Below are 16,663 nucleotides of genomic sequence, written 5' to 3' on the forward strand. Positions count from 1 at the left end.
AGCTTGCTCGCGAAGGACGTCAACGATAACGCGTGTTTGCTAGGTAAACGCGGCGCTCTCAAGTTCTTCGCGAGCAAGCTCGCTCCTACAAAAAGGCTTAACTGACTGGCATTAAGGCAAGCCAGCTCCCACAGGTTGATGGCATTTCAAGTCTCCACTCCAATAACAAGAACCCGGGAGCCCGCTTATGTCGGTCGATCCGCAACACCTGCTTCGCGAGCTGTTTGCCACAGCCATCGACGCTGCCCACCCCCGGCAAGTCCTCGAACCTTATCTGCCCGCCGACCGCAGCGGCCGGGTGATCGTGATCGGCGCCGGCAAAGCCGCGGCGGCCATGGCCCTGGTCGTGGAAAACAGCTGGCAGGGCGAGGTTTCGGGCCTGGTGGTCACCCGCTACGGCCACGGCGCGCCCTGCCAGAAAATCGAAGTGGTCGAAGCCGCACACCCCGTGCCAGACGCCGCCGGCCAGGCCGTGGCCAGGCGCGTGCTGGAACTGATCAGCAACCTGGACGAAGACGACCGCGTGATCTTCCTCCTGTCCGGCGGCGGTTCGGCTCTGTTGGCGTTGCCGGCGGCGGGTATCAGCCTGGCCGACAAACAAGCCATCAACAAAGCCCTACTCAAGTCCGGCGCGACCATCGGCGAGATGAATTGCGTGCGCAAGCACCTCTCGGCGATCAAGGGCGGGCGACTGGCCAAGGCCGCCTGGCCGGCCACGGTCTACACCTATGCGATTTCCGATGTGCCGGGCGACCAGGCCACGGTGATTGCCTCCGGCCCGACCGTGGGCGACCCGAGCACCTCGCAACAGGCCCTGGCGATTCTCAAGCGTTACCAGATCCAAGTGCCGGGCTCGGTGCGCAGTTGGTTGCAGAACCCGGAGTCGGAGACCGTCAAACCCGGCGACCCTAGCCTTGCGCGCAGCCATTTCCAATTGATCGCGCGACCGCAACAGTCCTTGGAAGCGGTGGCGGTGAAAGTGCGCCAGGCCGGTTTCAGCCCGCTGATCCTCGGCGACCTGGAAGGCGAAGCACGGGACGTAGCCAAGGTCCACGCCGGCATTGCGCGGCAGATCGTGCAGCACGGCCAGCCGCTGGCGGCGCCCTGCGTGATCCTCTCCGGCGGCGAGACTACCGTGACCGTACGCGGCCATGGCCGGGGCGGACGCAACGCCGAGTTTTTGTTGAGCCTGACCGACAGCCTCAAGGGCCTGCCCGGCGTGTATGCCCTGGCCGGCGACACCGACGGCATCGACGGCTCCGAAGACAACGCCGGGGCAATCATGACCCCCACCAGCTACGCCCGCGCCGAGGCCCTGGGCCTGTCGGCCAGCGATGAGCTGGACAACAACAATGGCTACGGCTATTTCGCGGCACTCGACGCGTTGATCGTCACTGAGCCGACCCGTACCAACGTCAATGACTTTCGTGCCATTTTGATACTTGAGACTGCTGCCCATGACGCCTGACAAGAAGGTCAAAATCCTCGCCACCCTGGGACCGGCCACCGACGGTATCGATGACATCCGCGAGCTGGTGCAAGCCGGGGTGAATATCTTCCGCCTGAACTTCAGCCATGGCGAGCACGCCGACCATGCCCAACGCTACCAATGGATCCGCCAGGTCGAACGCCAGCTCAATTACCCGCTGGGGATCCTGATGGACCTGCAAGGGCCCAAGCTGCGGGTCGGGCGCTTCGCCGAAGGCAAGGTGCAACTGCTGCGCGGCCAGGCCTTGCGCCTGGACCTCGACCCCACCCCGGGCGATCAGCGGCGGGTCAACCTGCCCCACCCGGAAATCATCAAGGCCCTGGAACCCGGCATGGACCTGCTGCTGGACGACGGCAAGCTGCGCCTGCGGGTGATCACCAAGCACGCCGATGCGATCGACACCACGGTGCTAAATGGCGGCGAACTGTCCGACCGCAAAGGGGTGAATGTCCCACAAGCCTTGTTGGAGCTCAGCCCACTGACCGCCAAGGACCGCCGCGACCTGAGCTTTGGCCTGGAGTTGGGCGTGGACTGGGTGGCGCTGTCGTTTGTGCAACGCCCCGAAGACATCCGCGAAGCCCGCGAGCTGATCGGCGACAAGGCATTCTTGATGGCCAAGATCGAGAAACCCTCGGCGGTGCGCCACCTGCAGGAAATCGCCGAGCTCAGCGATGCGATCATGGTCGCCAGAGGCGATCTGGGCGTGGAAGTGCCGGCCGAAAGCGTGCCGCAAATCCAGAAAGACATCATCAGCACCTGCCGCCAGTTGGGCAAACCGGTGGTGGTGGCCACGCAGATGCTTGAGTCCATGCGCTTCTCGCCGGCCCCGACCCGCGCCGAAGTCACGGATGTGGCCAATGCCGTGGCCGAGGGCGCCGATACGGTGATGCTCTCGGCCGAAACCGCCTCCGGCGAATACCCGCTGGAAGCCGTGCAGATGATGAGCAAGATCATCCGCCAGGTGGAAAACGGCCCGGACTACCAGAGCCAACTGGATGTGAGCCGGCCCAAGGCCGAGGCCACGGTGTCCGATGCCATCAGCTGCGCGATCCGCCGGATCAGCAGCATCCTGCCGGTGGCAGTGCTGGTGAACTACAGCGAGTCGGGCAGCTCCAGCCTGCGCGCGGCGCGGGAACGGCCGGCGGTGCCGATCCTCAACCTCACGCCGAACCTGTCCACCGCCCGCCGCTTGAGCGTGGCCTGGGGCGTGCATTCGGTGGTCAATGACCGCTTGCGCCAGGTGGACGAGGTGTGTTCCACGGCGCTGGAAATCGCCCAGGCCCAAGGCATGGCGCAGCGTGGGGATACGTTGTTGATCACGGCGGGGGTGCCGTTTGGGCAGCCGGGGTCGACCAACTCGCTGCGTATCGAGACGTTGATCTAGCGTCTGTTCGGGCCTTATCGCGGGCAAGCCCGCTCCCACATTTGACCGTGTTCGCAGATCAAAATGTGGCTTACCTGCGATAAGGACAACTCGGTCTCCCTGACTCCCTCACCATGCCCAACCCAACCTGCCCCGACTGGGCCGAAGCCCTGCTCAACGGCTTCAGCCAGATCTTCCTGCAACGCCACCCGTTGTGTGGCTTGCTCTGCCTGCTGGCGATCCTGGTCTGCGCCCCGGCCCTGCTCGGCGGGGCGCTGCTGGGCGGGGTCGCCGGCTTGCTCACGGCCCAGCGCCGCGACTATCCCAAGGCCGAGCGCCAGGCCGGGCTCTATAGTTACAACGGTGTCTTGCTGGGGTTGCTGATCAGCCAACACTTTGCCTGGTCGCTGCTGTTGCCGCCGCTGATCCTGGCGTGTGGCGGCCTGAGTGCGATCCTGACCCGCCAATGGGTCAAGCGCATGGCCCATGGCGATGCCTTGCCCGCCTACACCGCACCTTTCGTCGGCATCGGCTGGTTGTTGCTCGGCACCGTCTCGCCTGCCACGTTGCCCCTCAGCACAGCGCACACCCTCGACTGGCTCAGTGCGCCGCTGACGGGCCTGGGGCAGGTCGTGCTGCTGGACCAACCGCTGGCCGGCCTGCTGATCGCCCTTGGCCTGCTGCTGGCCAGCCCTCGTGCAGCGCTGTGGGCCATGCTCGGCGCCTGTTGCGGCGTGGTCCTGGGCCTGCTGCTCGACGACCGCGCCGGCGCCCTGCTCGGCCTGCACAGCTATAACCCGGCGCTTGCCGCCCTGGCTCTGAGCCATTATCGGCGCCAACCCTGGCTGCCCTTGCTCGGGATCCTCCTGGCAGTCCTCCTCACCCCGGGCTTCGCCAGCCTGCACCTGGCGCCGCTGACCGCGCCGTTTATCCTGGCCTGCTGGCTGGTGCGCGCCACCCTGCGCCTGCGGCACAGGGCCAATATGGACAGCCCGCTTGAATCCCCCTAGGCTTCGCAGATCTTCGATTCAGGCGGACTTCATGGACAGCAACAACGACTGGCGCCAGCGGCTCTATGTGATGATCTTCCAGAGCGACACGGCAGCCGGGCGCCGCTTCGACGGCCTCCTGTTGCTGATCATCCTCGCCAGCCTGGTGGTCGTGATGCTCGACAGCATCGACCAAGTGCACCAGAACTACGCCAACGTGCTGGCCTATATCGAATGGGGCTTCACGCTGATCTTCCTCATCGAGTACGGCCTGCGCCTGTATTGCTCGCCCAAACCGCTGCGCTACGCCTTCAGTTTCTACGGGCTGGTGGACTTGCTGGCCATCGTCCCCGGCATCCTGGCCCTGTACTACAGTGATGCCCAGTACCTGCTGATTATCCGCATCATCCGCATGTTGCGGATCTTCCGGGTACTCAAGCTCGGCCCGTACCTCAAGCAGGCCAACTACCTGATGTCGGCGCTGCGCGGCAGCAAGCAGAAGATCGTGGTATTCCTGCTCAGCGTCTGCACCCTGGTGACGGTGTTCGGCACCCTGATGTACGTGATCGAGGGCCCGGAGCATGGCTTTACCAGCATTCCCAAGGGCATCTACTGGGCCATCGTGACCCTGACCACCGTGGGCTTTGGCGACATCGTGCCCAAGACCCCGCTGGGCCAGGTGATCTCGTCGCTGGTGATGATCACCGGCTACTCGATCATTGCCGTACCCACCGGGATCTTTACCGCCGAACTGGCCAACGCCATGCGCGGCGAGCAGTTGCAGCACGACTGCCCGGTGTGCAAGAAAAGCAGCCACGAGTCCAACGCGGCCTTCTGCTCACGTTGCGGTAACGGGCTCTATAAAAAAGTGGAATAAGCAAAGTACTTTTTAATCTTTAAGCGTCTATGCCGCCCCGGCTATAGTCGTGGGCTATAAGCCACTACCTTTGCGAACAACAAGGAATGAGCAGTGAAAAAACTCGTTAGCGCTTCTCTGCTGGCCGCCGGCCTTGCACTGTCTGCCGGCGCCCAGGCCGCCTCGACCACCCTGCTCAACGTCTCCTATGACGTGATGCGCGACTTCTACAAGGATTACAACGCCGCGTTCCAGAAGCACTGGCAAGCCGAGCACCCGGACGACAAGCTGACCTTGCAGATGTCCTTCGGCGGCTCCAGCAAACAGGCGCGCTCGGTCATCGATGGCCTGCCGGCTGACGTGATCACCATGAACATGGCCACCGATATCAACGCCCTGGCGGACAACGGCAAACTGGTGCCGGACAACTGGGTCACCCGCCTGCCCGACAACAGCGCACCCTTCACCTCTGCCACCGTGTTTATCGTGCGCAAGGGCAACCCCAAGGCCCTCAAAGATTGGCCGGACCTGCTCAAGGACGGCGTACAGGTGATCGTGCCCAACCCCAAGACCTCCGGCAACGGCCGCTACACCTACCTGTCGGCCTGGGGCTACGTGCTGAAGAACGGCGGCGATGAAAACAAGGCCAAGGACTTTGTCGGCAAGCTGTTCAAGCAGGCACCGGTGCTCGATACCGGTGGCCGTGCCGCCACCACCACCTTCATGACCAACCAGATCGGCGACGTGCTGGTGACCTTTGAAAACGAAGCAGAAATGATTGCCCGTGAATTCGGCCGCGATCAGTTCGAGGTGGTCTACCCAAGCGTTTCTGCCGAAGCCGAACCACCGGTGTCGGTGGTCGACAAAGTGGTCGATAAAAAAGGCACCCGCGCGGTGGCCGATGACTACCTCAAATACCTGTGGTCGGCAGAAGGCCAGGAAATTGCGGCCAACAACTACCTGCGTCCACGGGACCCGAAGGTGCTGGCCAAGTACACCGACCGCTTCCCGAAAGTCGACTTCCTGTCGGTCGAGAAGACCTTTGGCGACTGGCGCACCGTGCAGAAGACCCACTTCAATGATGGCGGGGTGTTTGACCAGATCTACAACGGCCAATAACTGACCGAGCACGGTCAAACATGTGGGAGTGGGCAAGCCCGCTCCCACATTGGGTTCTGCGCAAGGCATCAATGCCAGGCATGACTGAAATCATCAGTAACACTTTACCCTCTCCCTCGCCTACCCTTTACCTTTCACGCCCTCCTTCCCCGTTTTAACGAGAACACCATGACCGCTACCCCACCCACCACCGCCACCCTGACCCGTGGCATGGTGCTGCTGTTCGCGTTCTGCTGTGGCGCCATCGTCGCCAACCTCTACTACGCACAACCGATCATTGAACTGATCGCCCCAGACATTGGCCTGACGCCGGCCATGGCCAGCCTGATTGTGTCCCTGACCCAGATCGGCTATGCCCTGGGCCTGTTCTTCCTGGTGCCGCTGGGCGACCTGTTGGAAAACCGCCGGTTGATGATCACCACCACCGTGGTCGCCATCGCCAGCCTGTTGGGCGCAGCCTTTACCGAGCAGCCGAACCTGTTCCTGCTGGTGTCGTTGCTGATCGGCTTCAGCTCGGTGTCAGTGCAAATCCTGATTCCCCTGGCCGCGCACCTGGCGCCTGCCGAATCCCGCGGCCGGGTGGTGGGCAGCATCATGGGTGGCCTGTTGCTGGGCATCCTGCTGGCACGGCCGGTGTCCAGCCTGGTGGCAGACCACTTCGGCTGGCGGGTGATGTTCATGGCCGCCGCCGCGATGATGGCGATTATCAGCGTGGTGCTGTTGTTGACCATGCCCAAGCGCCAGCCGGATCACAGCGCCAGCTATGGCCAATTACTGCGCTCGTTGGGCACCTTGCTGCGCGAACAACCGTTGCTGCGCCAACGGGCGTTCTACCAGGGCTGCCTGTTTGCTGCCTTCAGCCTGTTCTGGACCGCCGTGCCCGTGGAGTTGTCGCGTAACCACGGCCTGAGCCAGAGCGAGATTGCCCTGTTTGCCCTGGTCGGTGCCCTCGGCGCCATTGCCGCCCCTATCAGCGGGCGCCTGGCCGATGCTGGGCATACCCAACGCGCCTCGCTCCTGGCGATGCTGTTTGCCGCGCTGAGTTTTCTGCCGGCGTTTATCCACCCGATCTACAGTGTGATTGGCCTGGCGGTGACCGGCGTGGTCCTGGACTTCTGCGTGCAGATGAATATGGTCCTCGGCCAGCGGGCCATCTACGCCCTCGACGCCCACAGCCGCAGCCGCTTGAACGCGCTGTACATGACCAGCATCTTTATCGGCGGCGCCTTTGGCTCGGCGATTGCCAGCAGTGTGTATGAACACGGCGGTTGGCTTGGGGTGATACTGGTGGGCAGCGCGTTCCCGCTGGTGGCCTTGCTGCGTTTTGTGCGGGTATCCAGGGCCGCGTTGGCAGTGAGCGCCTGACCCTCCGTCAGCACGCTCAGAGTCCTGCCTGTGGCTTACCTGCGGCCCAGCCCCGACGGGCTTTTTTCAAACAACCGCAAGAGCCCCTGCAACATCATAAGGGTCGCCTGGAGGACCCCTGTCAACGTCGCGAGCAGCGAAGCCTTGGTGTCTGGGGCTGGCGTTGGGGCTGGATCAGGGGCCGGCGCAGGAGTAGGAGTAGGGGTGGGTGCCTGCTCTTGCGTGACAATATCGGAGTGCTGGATTTTGCCAACGGTGTTCAACAGCAAGTCAGCCTTGCCATTACCACTCATATCGATCGCCAAACTGCCACGCCCTGTCTTCGCGTCATGGCTCAACACTGCCTCGCCTCGCTGCCCTTTGAATTGAGAGGTGAAGTTGAGGTCTTTGATACCGGTGTTTTTCAAGGCTTTGGAAACATCGATCTTATCGGTGCCGCTGGTGAAATCCTTGATCAGGTCAGGGTTCTGCGGCGTCGAATCACTGGCTTTGTCGTACTCGAAGGTGTCAGCGCCGCCGCCCCCCAGGAATACGTCTGCCCCACCTCCCCCCTTGAGGCGGTTATCCGCGTCATTGCCCGTCAACGCATCATTACCTGAACCGCCGATGGCGTTTTCCATCGTTACCCCTTTGGCGATGGAAACATTCCCGCGCATCCCTCCAACGTCCGAGAAGGACTCCGCCTTGAGGTTGATGTTCTGGTTCTGCGAATACCCGGAAAAATCCAGGGTGTCGTTCCCGCCACCATCCCACACACAAAAAAGGGCTGAATCACGAGCACTTTTCAAGCTCATGACGTCACGCCCGGTGTTGGAATTAAAACCATAGGTAGTGTCCGTGTTGCGGGTATTGCGGTTGACACCATACATACGCTGAATCGACGCAATGTCATGCATCATAGGCGCCGATGGCAGCTTATTCTTGAAGTTGTGGCCGGCGTTCTCGCTTTCGGCCCAATAACTCATGACCGAGTTGGCCCGTGTATCCTGCGCATACTTTGCATTCCGATCGTAGGTGCCTCCGCCGTTGTAGTCAGAGGGATGCGCCAACCCAAGGCAGTGCCCGATCTCATGCACCATCGTGGTATGAAAATGGCTGCCCTCCCTGGGTGTAGAGGGCACCCCTTGCGTACCGATCTGGGCACTTGCTGCCGGGTTCTGATGCGTAGGCCCCCAAGCCACGCCCCGGTTCGACCCGTCGTTACCTTTTACCTGAATAGATCCGTCCGGAACGCGGGCATTTTCATGAAAACTGATATTGGCCACGTCTTGCCAAGCCTGAAAGGCCCGACGGGCACAGGCCTTCTGTGGCTCGGTGAACTCCTGCAGATTGAAGGAAATCTGCGTCTTGCCGTTCTTGTCCCTGTCATAAAAGCGCATACCGCTTCGCGTAATCTGCTGGGCAGCCTGATCAGTGGTGAGGGAGCGTTTCTTACGGGAGTAAGACGGCTGCTTGTGCTGCCCAGCCGTTTTTGCCGGGTAATAATCAGGGCTTACAGAGGTATTGTTTATTTGACTCATGGCGTTCTCCAAATCGATTAAGGGCTGGGACAGCAGCGTCCAACGGCTTGCCTTCATCACGAAAGCCGTCTCGCTCACCGTCATCCCCCTTTAATCTTCCATGCAGGAAATCACCTCGCCACTTGGGCTTTGAGTCTTATTGAAACGCTTTGGCCTCCAGTTTGTTTTGCTGACAAAACACATGAATTCTGACAATCCTCATCCGTTACTGCGTCTCGAAAATGTGTGCCCAACCCTCTGACCGCGATTAAAAAACACAAAAAAGAACAGCTTGTTTCAATCCAAATCGTCAGCGTTATAAGAAATATCCGCTCTACATTTTCAGATTCAACGCAACCTCAGCGACACTAAGAACGCACCAACTTCTCCAACGCCGCATCCGCCAGGAATGACGAACGGCTTTTGACCTTATGCTCGCGTACATAACGGTCAATACGCTGGATCACATACCCCGGCAACGTCACATTGACCTTCTCGGTCTTGCCCAGGTAGGGCGAGATATCGAGCTCCAGCATGCCCCAGCCCATCCCGGCGTACTCCTCATGGCTGTGATAGGCCGCGACCGAGGTCGGCATGGGAATCGCCTGGCCTTCGCTCGCCATCTCCTGCAACAGGATGTGGGCCACTTCGACAGCGGCGTTGTAAGCCTCTTCAAAACTGTCCCCGGCGGTCACCGCGCCTGGAATATCGGGGATCTGGATACCGGTGGCGGTAAAGTCATCGCCCCATTCGATACAGATTGGGTATTGCATGAATAGTCTCCTTAAAAAACCGACCTAGAACGAAAACAGCCCGGCACGCTGCCGGATACTTCGCACGGTGCCCAAGGGCAGGTCCTTCTTGGGATGGGGCACCGGTATCGTGTACGGGTTATAGCGATGGGTGAAAAGATGATGGCTGCCCGTGACCCGATCCAGCACCCAGCCCGCCTCTTGCAGTTCCTTGATCAATAGCCTGCTTTGCACCACAGCCTCCTTGCTCCGGCCTGAATAAAAATAACCCTAGGGTTACCTTTACTCAAGCACAGATTTATCGGAGCAGACTGGCGGTTGTTTTGCCGGATATTGAAAAGCCGCAGGCATTGCGCTAAAGCACGCGCCCATCCCAGCCCACCGTCACCTGCGGTGGCAGTTCAGCGCGATGCTGCAACAGCCAGGCATCCAGGGTGTGCCCGACGTGGGTCAGCACCCCAAGCTCAGCACCGCACGCGTCGATGCATTGCAAGGCCAATGTCAGGTCATTGTGATTGCGCGGCGCCTGGGGTTGCGGTGGCATGGAGCAGTCGATGACCAACACGTCCAGGGGCTCGCGCCGCAACCAGTCGACGGTGGCCGGGGGCAGGCCCGTGGTGTCGGTCAGATAGGCCAGGCGCCGTCCCTGCCCTTGCAGCAGGTAGCCGAAGGTCGGCTTGGAATGTTGCAGGGGCAACGCGGTGACCGCCAGTTCGCCAAACTGCCGGGTCTCGAACGCGGCAAAGGGCTGGCTGAAATCAAGGATGCCGGGGTGTTTGTAGAGGTCCGACAGGCCCTCGGGGTCTGCCGGGCCATGCACCGGGATAATCAAGCCCTGGCCCCAGCGCAGGTGCAGCAGGCCCTGGGCATGATCGGCGTGATAGTGGGTCTGCAAAATGCCGTTGAAACTGCGGGGCGGGAAACGCGCGGTCAGGTCCGTCAGCCCGCTGTCGATCAACCAGCGCTGGTCGCCGCACTCGATCAGCGCGCTGCACTCCCGGCGGCGCAAGCGTTCATCGCTGCGCGCCAGGGTGCAGGCCGCGCATTCGCAGCCGTACACCGGGACTTGGCGGGCGTCGCCGGTGCCCAGCAGGGTCAGGCGCATGCCGAGTGCCCCTCCTCCAGACAATCGAGTAAGCGGGCGACGGTGTGCGCCAACAGCCCGGAGTTATCCAGCAGGAACACTCCGGGCGCGGCCTGCAAGCTGTCGCGAAACTGCGCATTGCGTGCCAGGCGCGCGTCGATTTCTGCCACCGACTCACGGCCCCGCACCAGCAAGCGCTGGCGCAACACCGCCTGGTCCACCGTCAGCAGCACCACTAACAGCGTCGGATAACGCGCGCGGGTTTGCGCCAGGTGGCCACGGGAGCCATTGACCAGCACATCGTCGCCGGCCGCCAGCCAGTCGTCGATCTGCCGGGGTATGCCATAAGACAAACCATTGGCCTGCCAACTGAGGGCAAAGCCGCCCTCGGCTTGCAGCGCGGCGAATTGCGCGGGGCTCACGCCCTGGGCGGCCTCGCCCACCGCTTCGGCCGAACGGGTGATCACCCGCCGCACAATACGGCAACCGCGCTCGGCCAATGGCCCGCGCGCCGCCTCCAACAGGCTGTCCTTGCCCGAACCCGATGGCCCGATGAGATAGATCAACCTGCCCGCCATCAAAACACCCTCTTGGCTTGTCGCCAGACTTGTTGGACTACCGGCAGCCCGCCCTGGGCCCTGGCTTGCACCAGGTCCGCACGCAGGCCCAGGGCAATTTCCCCGCGATCCTTGAGGCCCGCCGCCTGCGCAGGGGCCAGGCTGATCATTTGGATCGCCTGGGGCAGCTCGCAGTCATTGTCCTGGGCCGCCAGGGCAAAGGCCGCCGGCAGCAGGCTGGCCGGGTAGTAGTCACTGGAAAGTATATCCAGCAATCCTTCGGCAGCCAGGCCGGCGGCGGCCACATTACCCGAGTGGGACCCGCCGCGCACCACGTTCGGTGCGCCCATCAGCACTTTCATCCCCAGTTGCCGGCAACCACGCGCCGCTTCCAGGGTGGTGGGGAACTCGGCGATGTTCATGCCATAACGCGCCGACTCCTCGACATGGGCCAGGGTCGCGTCGTCATGGCTGGCCACCGACAGGCCACGCGCCAGGCAATGCTCGACGATGGCGGCGCGGTAGCGGTCGCTGTAGGCCTTGGAGTTGGCCATTTGCAGCACCACGAACGCATCCATGGTGGCCTCGTCCAGGTGGTACTTGCCCATGTAGTACTCGCGGTACTTGGACTCCAGCACGAACTGGCGCTGGCCCGGCGAGTGGTCCATCACCGACACCAACTGCACCAGCGGGTTTTCCACCAGGTCGCGGAACACGCTCAAGGTGTCCGGGTGGCATAGCTCGCAACGCAGGTGCAGGCGGTGTTCGGCGCGGGTCAGGCCGGCTTCCTGCGCCGAGGCGATGGCATTGAGCATCGCCGGCAGTTTCTGCATGCGATTGCCCTTGGGGTTCACGTCGCCGATGGACACCGCATCAAATACCGTGGTGATGCCCGCCGCGATGATCTGCGCATCATGGCTGAGCACCGCCGAGGTCGATGGCCAGTCCACGCCGGGGCGCGGGGTCATGTGTTTTTCCAGGTTGTCGGTGTGCAACTCCACCAGCCCCGGCAGCAGGAAATCACCGCCCAGGTCCTGGGCCTGGGGCAACTGGCTGCGGCCTTCGGCGAGGTCGACGATCACCCCGTCACGCAGCACCAGGCTGCCAAGAAATACACGATCAGCGGTCACCAGTCGGGCATTGCTAAGGATCTGTTCAGCGGGCATCGGCGTAGTCCTCATCGGTGATCACAGCGGGCGTCATGTCCAAATGGCGGTCGGCCACCGCCTCACGGGCGGCACGGTCATGGAAGATGCCGATCAGTGCGGCACCGCCGGCCTTGGCTTCGTTGATCAGCTCCAGGACGACCTGGCGGTTGTGGTCATCCAGGGATGCTGTCGGCTCGTCGAGCAACATCACCGGCCAGTCCACCATGAAGCCGCGCGCGATATTGACCCGCTGCTGCTCGCCCCCGGAGAACGTGCCCGGCGCCAGCGACCACAGGCGCCGGGGGATATTCAGGCGCGCCAGTAACTGCTCGGCACGCGCCTGGGCGTCGGCTTTCGTCCAGCCACGGGCCAGCGCGGGCTCCATCACCACTTCCAGGCAGGCGACCCGTGGGATCACCCGCAAAAACTGGCTGACATAGCCCAGGGTCTGCTGGCGCACCTGGAGAATGTCCCGGGGTTGCGCGCCCACCAGCTCCAGCCATTGCCCAGCGTGACGGATGCGAATGCTGCCGCCCGCGGGCAGGTAGTTGCCGTACAGGGTGCGCAGCAAGGTGCTTTTACCGGCGCCGGACTGGCCGTGCAGCACCAGGCACTCACCGCCCTGCACGCGCAGGTCCACGCCGCGCAGCACGTTGAGCACTACCCCATGTTGTTGGTGCAGGGTGAAGGTTTTCGAGAGGTCACGGACCTCGATCAGGGCATTTGTCATGGCTGCAATACCGAAGACACCAGCAGTTGAGAGTAAGGGTGCTGTGGATCGTCGAGGATCTGGTCCGTCAGCCCGGTTTCCACCACCCGCGAGCGGCGCATCACCACCAGGCGATCGGCCAGCAACCGTGCGACCGCCAGGTCATGGGTGACGATCACCACCGCCAGGTCCAGCTCGCGCACCAGGCCGCGCAGCAGGTCGAGCAGGCGCGCCTGCACCGACACATCCAGGCCCCCGGTGGGCTCGTCCATAAACACCAGGCGCGGGCTGGAAACGAGGTTGCGCGCGATTTGCAGGCGCTGCTGCATACCGCCAGAGAAAGTGCGCGGCAGGTCGTCGATACGCTGCGGGTCGATCTCCACCTGGCCCAGCCAGTCCAGGCCGGCACCACGCAATTGCGCGTAGTTGCGCACGCCCTGGGCCATCAGGCGCTCGCCAATATTGGCGCCAGCGGACACGCCCATGCTCAGGCCGTCGCGGGGGTTCTGTTCAACAAAGCCCCATTCGGTGCGCAACAAGGTGCGGCGCTCGGCTTCGCTGGCGCTGTAGAGGTCCAGCCATTCGCCGTCCTGGCTGCGATAGCCGATGCTGCCGGCCTGGGGCGGCAAGCGCCCGCTCAGCAGCGAGAGCAAAGTGGATTTGCCCGAGCCGGACTCGCCGACAATCCCCAGCACTTCGCCGGGGTACAGATCAAAACTCACGGCCTGGCAGCCCTTCTCGGGGCCGTACAGCAGGGACAGGTCGCGCACTTGCAATAATGGCTGGCTCACTGGTTGTTCTCCTTGACCCGTTGGGCGCAGTACCAGGTGTCGGAACACACGAAACTCTGGGTCCCGGCATCGTCGAGAATCAGCTCATCGAGGAACGATTCATGGCTGCCACAGATGGCGCAGTGGTGGTCCCACTTCTGCACTTCAAAAGGGTGATCCTCGAAGTCCAGGCTGCTGACCTGGGTATACGGCGGCAGCGCGTACAGGCGCTTTTCGCGACCGGCACCGAACAGCATCAGCGCCGGGCTCATGTCGAGTTTCGGGTTGTCGAATTTGGGGATCGGCGAGGGGTCCATCACATAGCGCTCGTCGACCATCACCGGGTAGGCATAGGCGGTGGCGATATGGCCGAAAGTGGCGATGTCCTCATACAGTTTGACGTGCATCACCCCGTAGTCGTTGAGGGCGTGCATGGTGCGGGTCTCGGTTTCCGAGGGTTCGATAAAGCGCAGCGGCTCGGGGATCGGCACCTGGTAGACCATGATCTGCCCGGCCTGCAGCGGGGTTTCCGGGATGCGGTGGCGGGTCTGGATCACCGTGGCGTCGGGGGTGGCTTCGGTGGTGGCGATACCGGCGGTGCGCGCAAAAAAGCGGCGGATGGACACGGCATTGGTGGTGTCGTCGGCGCCCTGGTCAATAACCTTGAGCACATCATCAGCCCCCAGGATCGCCGCCGTCAGTTGCATGCCGCCGGTGCCCCAGCCATAGGGCAACGGCATCTCGCGCCCGCCAAAGGGCACCTGGTAGCCGGGAATCGCCACGGCCTTGAGCAAGGCACGGCGGATCATGCGTTTGGTCTGCTCGTCGAGGTAGGCGAAGTTGTAGGCGGCATCATTCATGGCGAGTGCCCTCGGCCGGTTGGCGCAGTTTGCGGATCAGTTCCAGTTCGGCCTGGAAGTCCACGTAGTGCGGCAATTTAAGGTGCGAGACAAAACCGGCGGCCTCGACGTTGTCGCAGTGGGCCAGCACGAACTCTTCGCGCTGGGCCGGCGAGACAATCTCTTCGCTGTACTCCTCGGCCCGCAGCGAGCGGTCCACCAGGGCCATGCCCATGGCCTTGCGCTCGGCATGCCCGAACGCCAGGCCATAGCCGCGGGTGAACTGCGCCAGCTCGGTGGCCGAGCCGACGAACTGGTTGACCATCTCGCACTCGGTGACTTCGATGCTGCCCAGGCAAATGGCAAAGCCCAGTTCTTCGGGATCGATCCAGACCTCGACGTCACCGATGCGAATCTCCCCGGCAAACGGGTGGTTGCGCCCGTAGCCACGCTGGGTCGAATAACCCAGCGCCAGCAGAAACCCTTCATCGCCACGGGCCAGGGCTTGCAGGCGTTCGGCACGGCTGGCGGGGAATGCCAGCGGGTCGCGGGTGATATCGGCGACGCGGGCGTGGTCGTCGGCCTCGTGCTTGATCAGGCCTTCCTTGGCCAGCAACCCCAGCACCCGTGGGCACGGTTCGAGTTGCGCGTCCGCCGTGGTCTGCGGGCCTGGATACGAACCTTCGGCCAGCAGCGCAAAATCCAGCAGGCGATGGGTGTAGTCGAAGGTCGGGCCCAGCAGTTGGCCACCCGGCACATCCTTGAAGGTGGCCGACAACCGCCGGCTCAACGACATTTGCGCGGTGTCGATCGGCAGGCTCGGGCTGAAACGCGGCAACGTGGTGCGGTAGGCGCGCAGCAGGAAGATCGCTTCCACCAGGTCCCCCGCCGCCTGCTTGATTGCCAGCGCGGCCAGTTCGGTGTCGTACAACGAGCCTTCGCTCATCACCCGCGCCACGGCCAGGGGCAGTTGCTGGCGGATCTGCTCGACACTCAGTTCGGGAACCGCCGTATCGCCCCGGCGTTTTTTCGCCAGCAGGCGGTGGGCATTGTCGATGGCCTGTTCGCCACCTTTGACGGCTACGTACATCAGGCGTGCTCCTGTGTGATGCGGCTGCTGCGCGGCAGGCCGAGCAACTGATGGCCGGCGCTGAACAACACGTCCAGGCCACGGGGGAAGGCTTCACGGCGCTGGCGCTCCAGCCAGAACGCCGGCGGCACCGGCACCTGCACCCGGCGCTGGGCCTGGATGCCCGGGCCGCGCCAGAGCAAGGCGTGCCCGGCGTCGAGGGCGGTAAGCTGGACCAGCAAGGTGCAGGACTGGTCCGGGTAGCGGTCATTGCCATGGTCGAAGCCGCTCAGATCGAGCAGCTCCGGCTCGCCGAGCAGGGCAAACGCGGCCTCCTCCCGACCCGCGACCAACGGGCAGCCACAGTGGAAGGCCAGGTTGGCGCGGATCAGCGGCGTGTCGAACGCCGGTGCCAGCCACAGCGGCGTGTCCACATCCAGCAGCGCCAGGCACAAGGCATAGGTGGCGGGCGCCAGGCCATCGAGGTACGGGGCTGCCGGCAGGTGCTGGATCACACCCGGTTCAGCCAAGGCCTTGAGCGCTGCGCGAAAACTGCGTTGGGCATCCAGCACCGGGTCGACAAACGCCGGTTGCAATAATTGAGCGTTCATCCGTTTTCTCCTCGCACCAGGGTGAAGAACTCGACCTTGGTCGCCGCGGTGTCGGCCTCTTTTTGCGCGCGGCGCCGGGCCTGGGCCCGGGCCAGTGCGCTGATCAAATCCGTGAGCCATGGGCTCGGCGGCGTGTTTTGCAGATGGGCATCGGCCAGGGCCGCCAGTTCGGCGTGGGCCTTGTCGCGCCCCGCCAGGTAGCTGTAGCCGGTGCGGCCATCGGCCAGGCGCACCACACAGCGGGTCACCGTCATTTCGCCGACGTTGAACGGCGCGCCATTGCCGCCCATGCGCCCACGCACCAGGGTCATGCCGATTTCCGGGGCGCGGATCAGTTGGTACTCGGCATCCTTCAACGCGGCTTCGTGGGGTTGCAGTTCATTGAGCTGGGCGCGGGCAAGTACGCCAATCCAATGCTGACGCGGGGACAGATTCATCGGGGTC

18 protein-coding genes are annotated in these 16,663 nt (G+C 63.1%); 6 read left to right on the forward strand and 12 right to left on the reverse strand.

Features of this window, described 5'->3' with window-relative positions; all coding sequences use genetic code 11:
* Positions 1 to 187 precede the first annotated feature (187 nt).
* The 6 genes from AC07W7_RS17450 (at position 188) to AC07W7_RS17475 (ending at position 7,181) form a co-directional block, all read left to right on the forward strand.
* Positions 188 to 1,468 (forward strand): glycerate kinase type-2 family protein, encoded by a 1,281-nt coding sequence (locus AC07W7_RS17450; protein ID WP_495039768.1) that lies wholly within the window; start codon positions 188 to 190, stop codon positions 1,466 to 1,468.
* Positions 1,458 to 2,873, forward strand: coding sequence for a pyruvate kinase (gene pyk / locus AC07W7_RS17455; RefSeq protein ID WP_495039769.1), 1,416 nt, complete (start codon positions 1,458 to 1,460; stop codon positions 2,871 to 2,873). The genes AC07W7_RS17450 and pyk overlap by 11 nt, the downstream gene beginning before the upstream one ends.
* Positions 2,874 to 2,986: 113 nt before the next feature.
* Positions 2,987 to 3,862 carry an urea transporter gene (locus tag AC07W7_RS17460; protein WP_495039770.1) on the forward strand — a complete coding sequence of 292 codons (876 nt, stop codon included), beginning with the start codon at positions 2,987 to 2,989 and terminating at the stop codon, positions 3,860 to 3,862.
* Positions 3,863 to 3,893: 31 nt separating this feature from the next.
* A complete protein-coding gene (locus AC07W7_RS17465; protein WP_099169896.1) occupies positions 3,894 to 4,718 on the forward strand; it encodes an ion transporter in 825 nt (274 codons plus the stop codon).
* A 93-nt stretch (positions 4,719 to 4,811) separates the two neighbouring features.
* Positions 4,812 to 5,816 (forward strand): sulfate ABC transporter substrate-binding protein, encoded by a 1,005-nt coding sequence (locus tag AC07W7_RS17470; RefSeq protein WP_099169897.1) that lies wholly within the window; start codon positions 4,812 to 4,814, stop codon positions 5,814 to 5,816.
* A gap of 168 nt (positions 5,817 to 5,984) precedes the next feature.
* On the forward strand, positions 5,985 to 7,181 hold the full coding sequence (locus tag AC07W7_RS17475; RefSeq protein WP_169901341.1) for an MFS transporter: 1,197 nt from the start codon (positions 5,985 to 5,987) through the stop codon (positions 7,179 to 7,181).
* A 35-nt stretch (positions 7,182 to 7,216) separates the two neighbouring features.
* Here AC07W7_RS17475 and AC07W7_RS17480 read toward each other — a convergent pair whose 3' ends face one another.
* The 12 genes from AC07W7_RS17480 to phnG form a co-directional block, all read right to left on the reverse strand.
* Entirely contained in the window at positions 7,217 to 8,779 is a 1,563-nt protein-coding gene (locus AC07W7_RS17480; protein WP_495039771.1) for a M10 family metallopeptidase C-terminal domain-containing protein, read from the reverse strand.
* 269 nt (positions 8,780 to 9,048) lie between these two features.
* Positions 9,049 to 9,453 (reverse strand): type II toxin-antitoxin system HicB family antitoxin, encoded by a 405-nt coding sequence (locus AC07W7_RS17485; RefSeq protein WP_099169899.1) that lies wholly within the window; start codon positions 9,451 to 9,453, stop codon positions 9,049 to 9,051.
* Between the two features lie 24 nt (positions 9,454 to 9,477).
* The gene (locus AC07W7_RS17490) at positions 9,478 to 9,666 is read right to left on the reverse strand and encodes a type II toxin-antitoxin system HicA family toxin (protein WP_099169900.1); all 189 of its coding nucleotides are present in this window, start codon (positions 9,664 to 9,666) and stop codon (positions 9,478 to 9,480) included.
* Between the two features lie 121 nt (positions 9,667 to 9,787).
* Entirely contained in the window at positions 9,788 to 10,537 is a 750-nt protein-coding gene (phnP, locus tag AC07W7_RS17495; protein WP_495039772.1) for a phosphonate metabolism protein PhnP, read from the reverse strand.
* Positions 10,528 to 11,094, reverse strand: a complete 567-nt coding sequence (gene phnN, locus AC07W7_RS17500) for a phosphonate metabolism protein/1,5-bisphosphokinase (PRPP-forming) PhnN (protein ID WP_495039773.1) — start codon at positions 11,092 to 11,094, stop codon at positions 10,528 to 10,530. Before phnN ends, phnP begins: the two co-directional genes overlap by 10 nt.
* The gene (locus tag AC07W7_RS17505; RefSeq protein ID WP_169897521.1) at positions 11,094 to 12,239 is read right to left on the reverse strand and encodes an alpha-D-ribose 1-methylphosphonate 5-triphosphate diphosphatase; all 1,146 of its coding nucleotides are present in this window, start codon (positions 12,237 to 12,239) and stop codon (positions 11,094 to 11,096) included. Before AC07W7_RS17505 ends, phnN begins: the two co-directional genes overlap by 1 nt.
* Positions 12,229 to 12,951, reverse strand: coding sequence for a phosphonate C-P lyase system protein PhnL (gene phnL, locus AC07W7_RS17510; RefSeq protein ID WP_169901344.1), 723 nt, complete (start codon positions 12,949 to 12,951; stop codon positions 12,229 to 12,231). The genes AC07W7_RS17505 and phnL overlap by 11 nt, the downstream gene beginning before the upstream one ends.
* Positions 12,948 to 13,757: a phosphonate C-P lyase system protein PhnK gene (phnK, locus tag AC07W7_RS17515; RefSeq protein WP_495039785.1), complete on the reverse strand. Its 810-nt coding sequence runs from the start codon at positions 13,755 to 13,757 to the stop codon at positions 12,948 to 12,950. Before phnK ends, phnL begins: the two co-directional genes overlap by 4 nt.
* The gene (locus tag AC07W7_RS17520; RefSeq protein ID WP_099169906.1) at positions 13,718 to 14,560 is read right to left on the reverse strand and encodes an alpha-D-ribose 1-methylphosphonate 5-phosphate C-P-lyase PhnJ; all 843 of its coding nucleotides are present in this window, start codon (positions 14,558 to 14,560) and stop codon (positions 13,718 to 13,720) included. The genes phnK and AC07W7_RS17520 overlap by 40 nt, the downstream gene beginning before the upstream one ends.
* The gene (locus AC07W7_RS17525) at positions 14,553 to 15,629 is read right to left on the reverse strand and encodes a carbon-phosphorus lyase complex subunit (protein ID WP_495039774.1); all 1,077 of its coding nucleotides are present in this window, start codon (positions 15,627 to 15,629) and stop codon (positions 14,553 to 14,555) included. The genes AC07W7_RS17520 and AC07W7_RS17525 overlap by 8 nt, the downstream gene beginning before the upstream one ends.
* Positions 15,629 to 16,219 carry a phosphonate C-P lyase system protein PhnH gene (gene phnH / locus AC07W7_RS17530; RefSeq protein WP_495039775.1) on the reverse strand — a complete coding sequence of 197 codons (591 nt, stop codon included), beginning with the start codon at positions 16,217 to 16,219 and terminating at the stop codon, positions 15,629 to 15,631. The genes AC07W7_RS17525 and phnH overlap by 1 nt, the downstream gene beginning before the upstream one ends.
* Complete coding sequence (phnG, locus tag AC07W7_RS17535) at positions 16,216 to 16,656, reverse strand: phosphonate C-P lyase system protein PhnG (protein ID WP_197882524.1); 441 nt, start codon at positions 16,654 to 16,656, stop codon at positions 16,216 to 16,218. The genes phnH and phnG overlap by 4 nt, the downstream gene beginning before the upstream one ends.
* Positions 16,657 to 16,663 lie beyond the last annotated feature (7 nt).

This window comes from Pseudomonas sp. GW821-FHT01D09 (assembly GCF_059422465.1).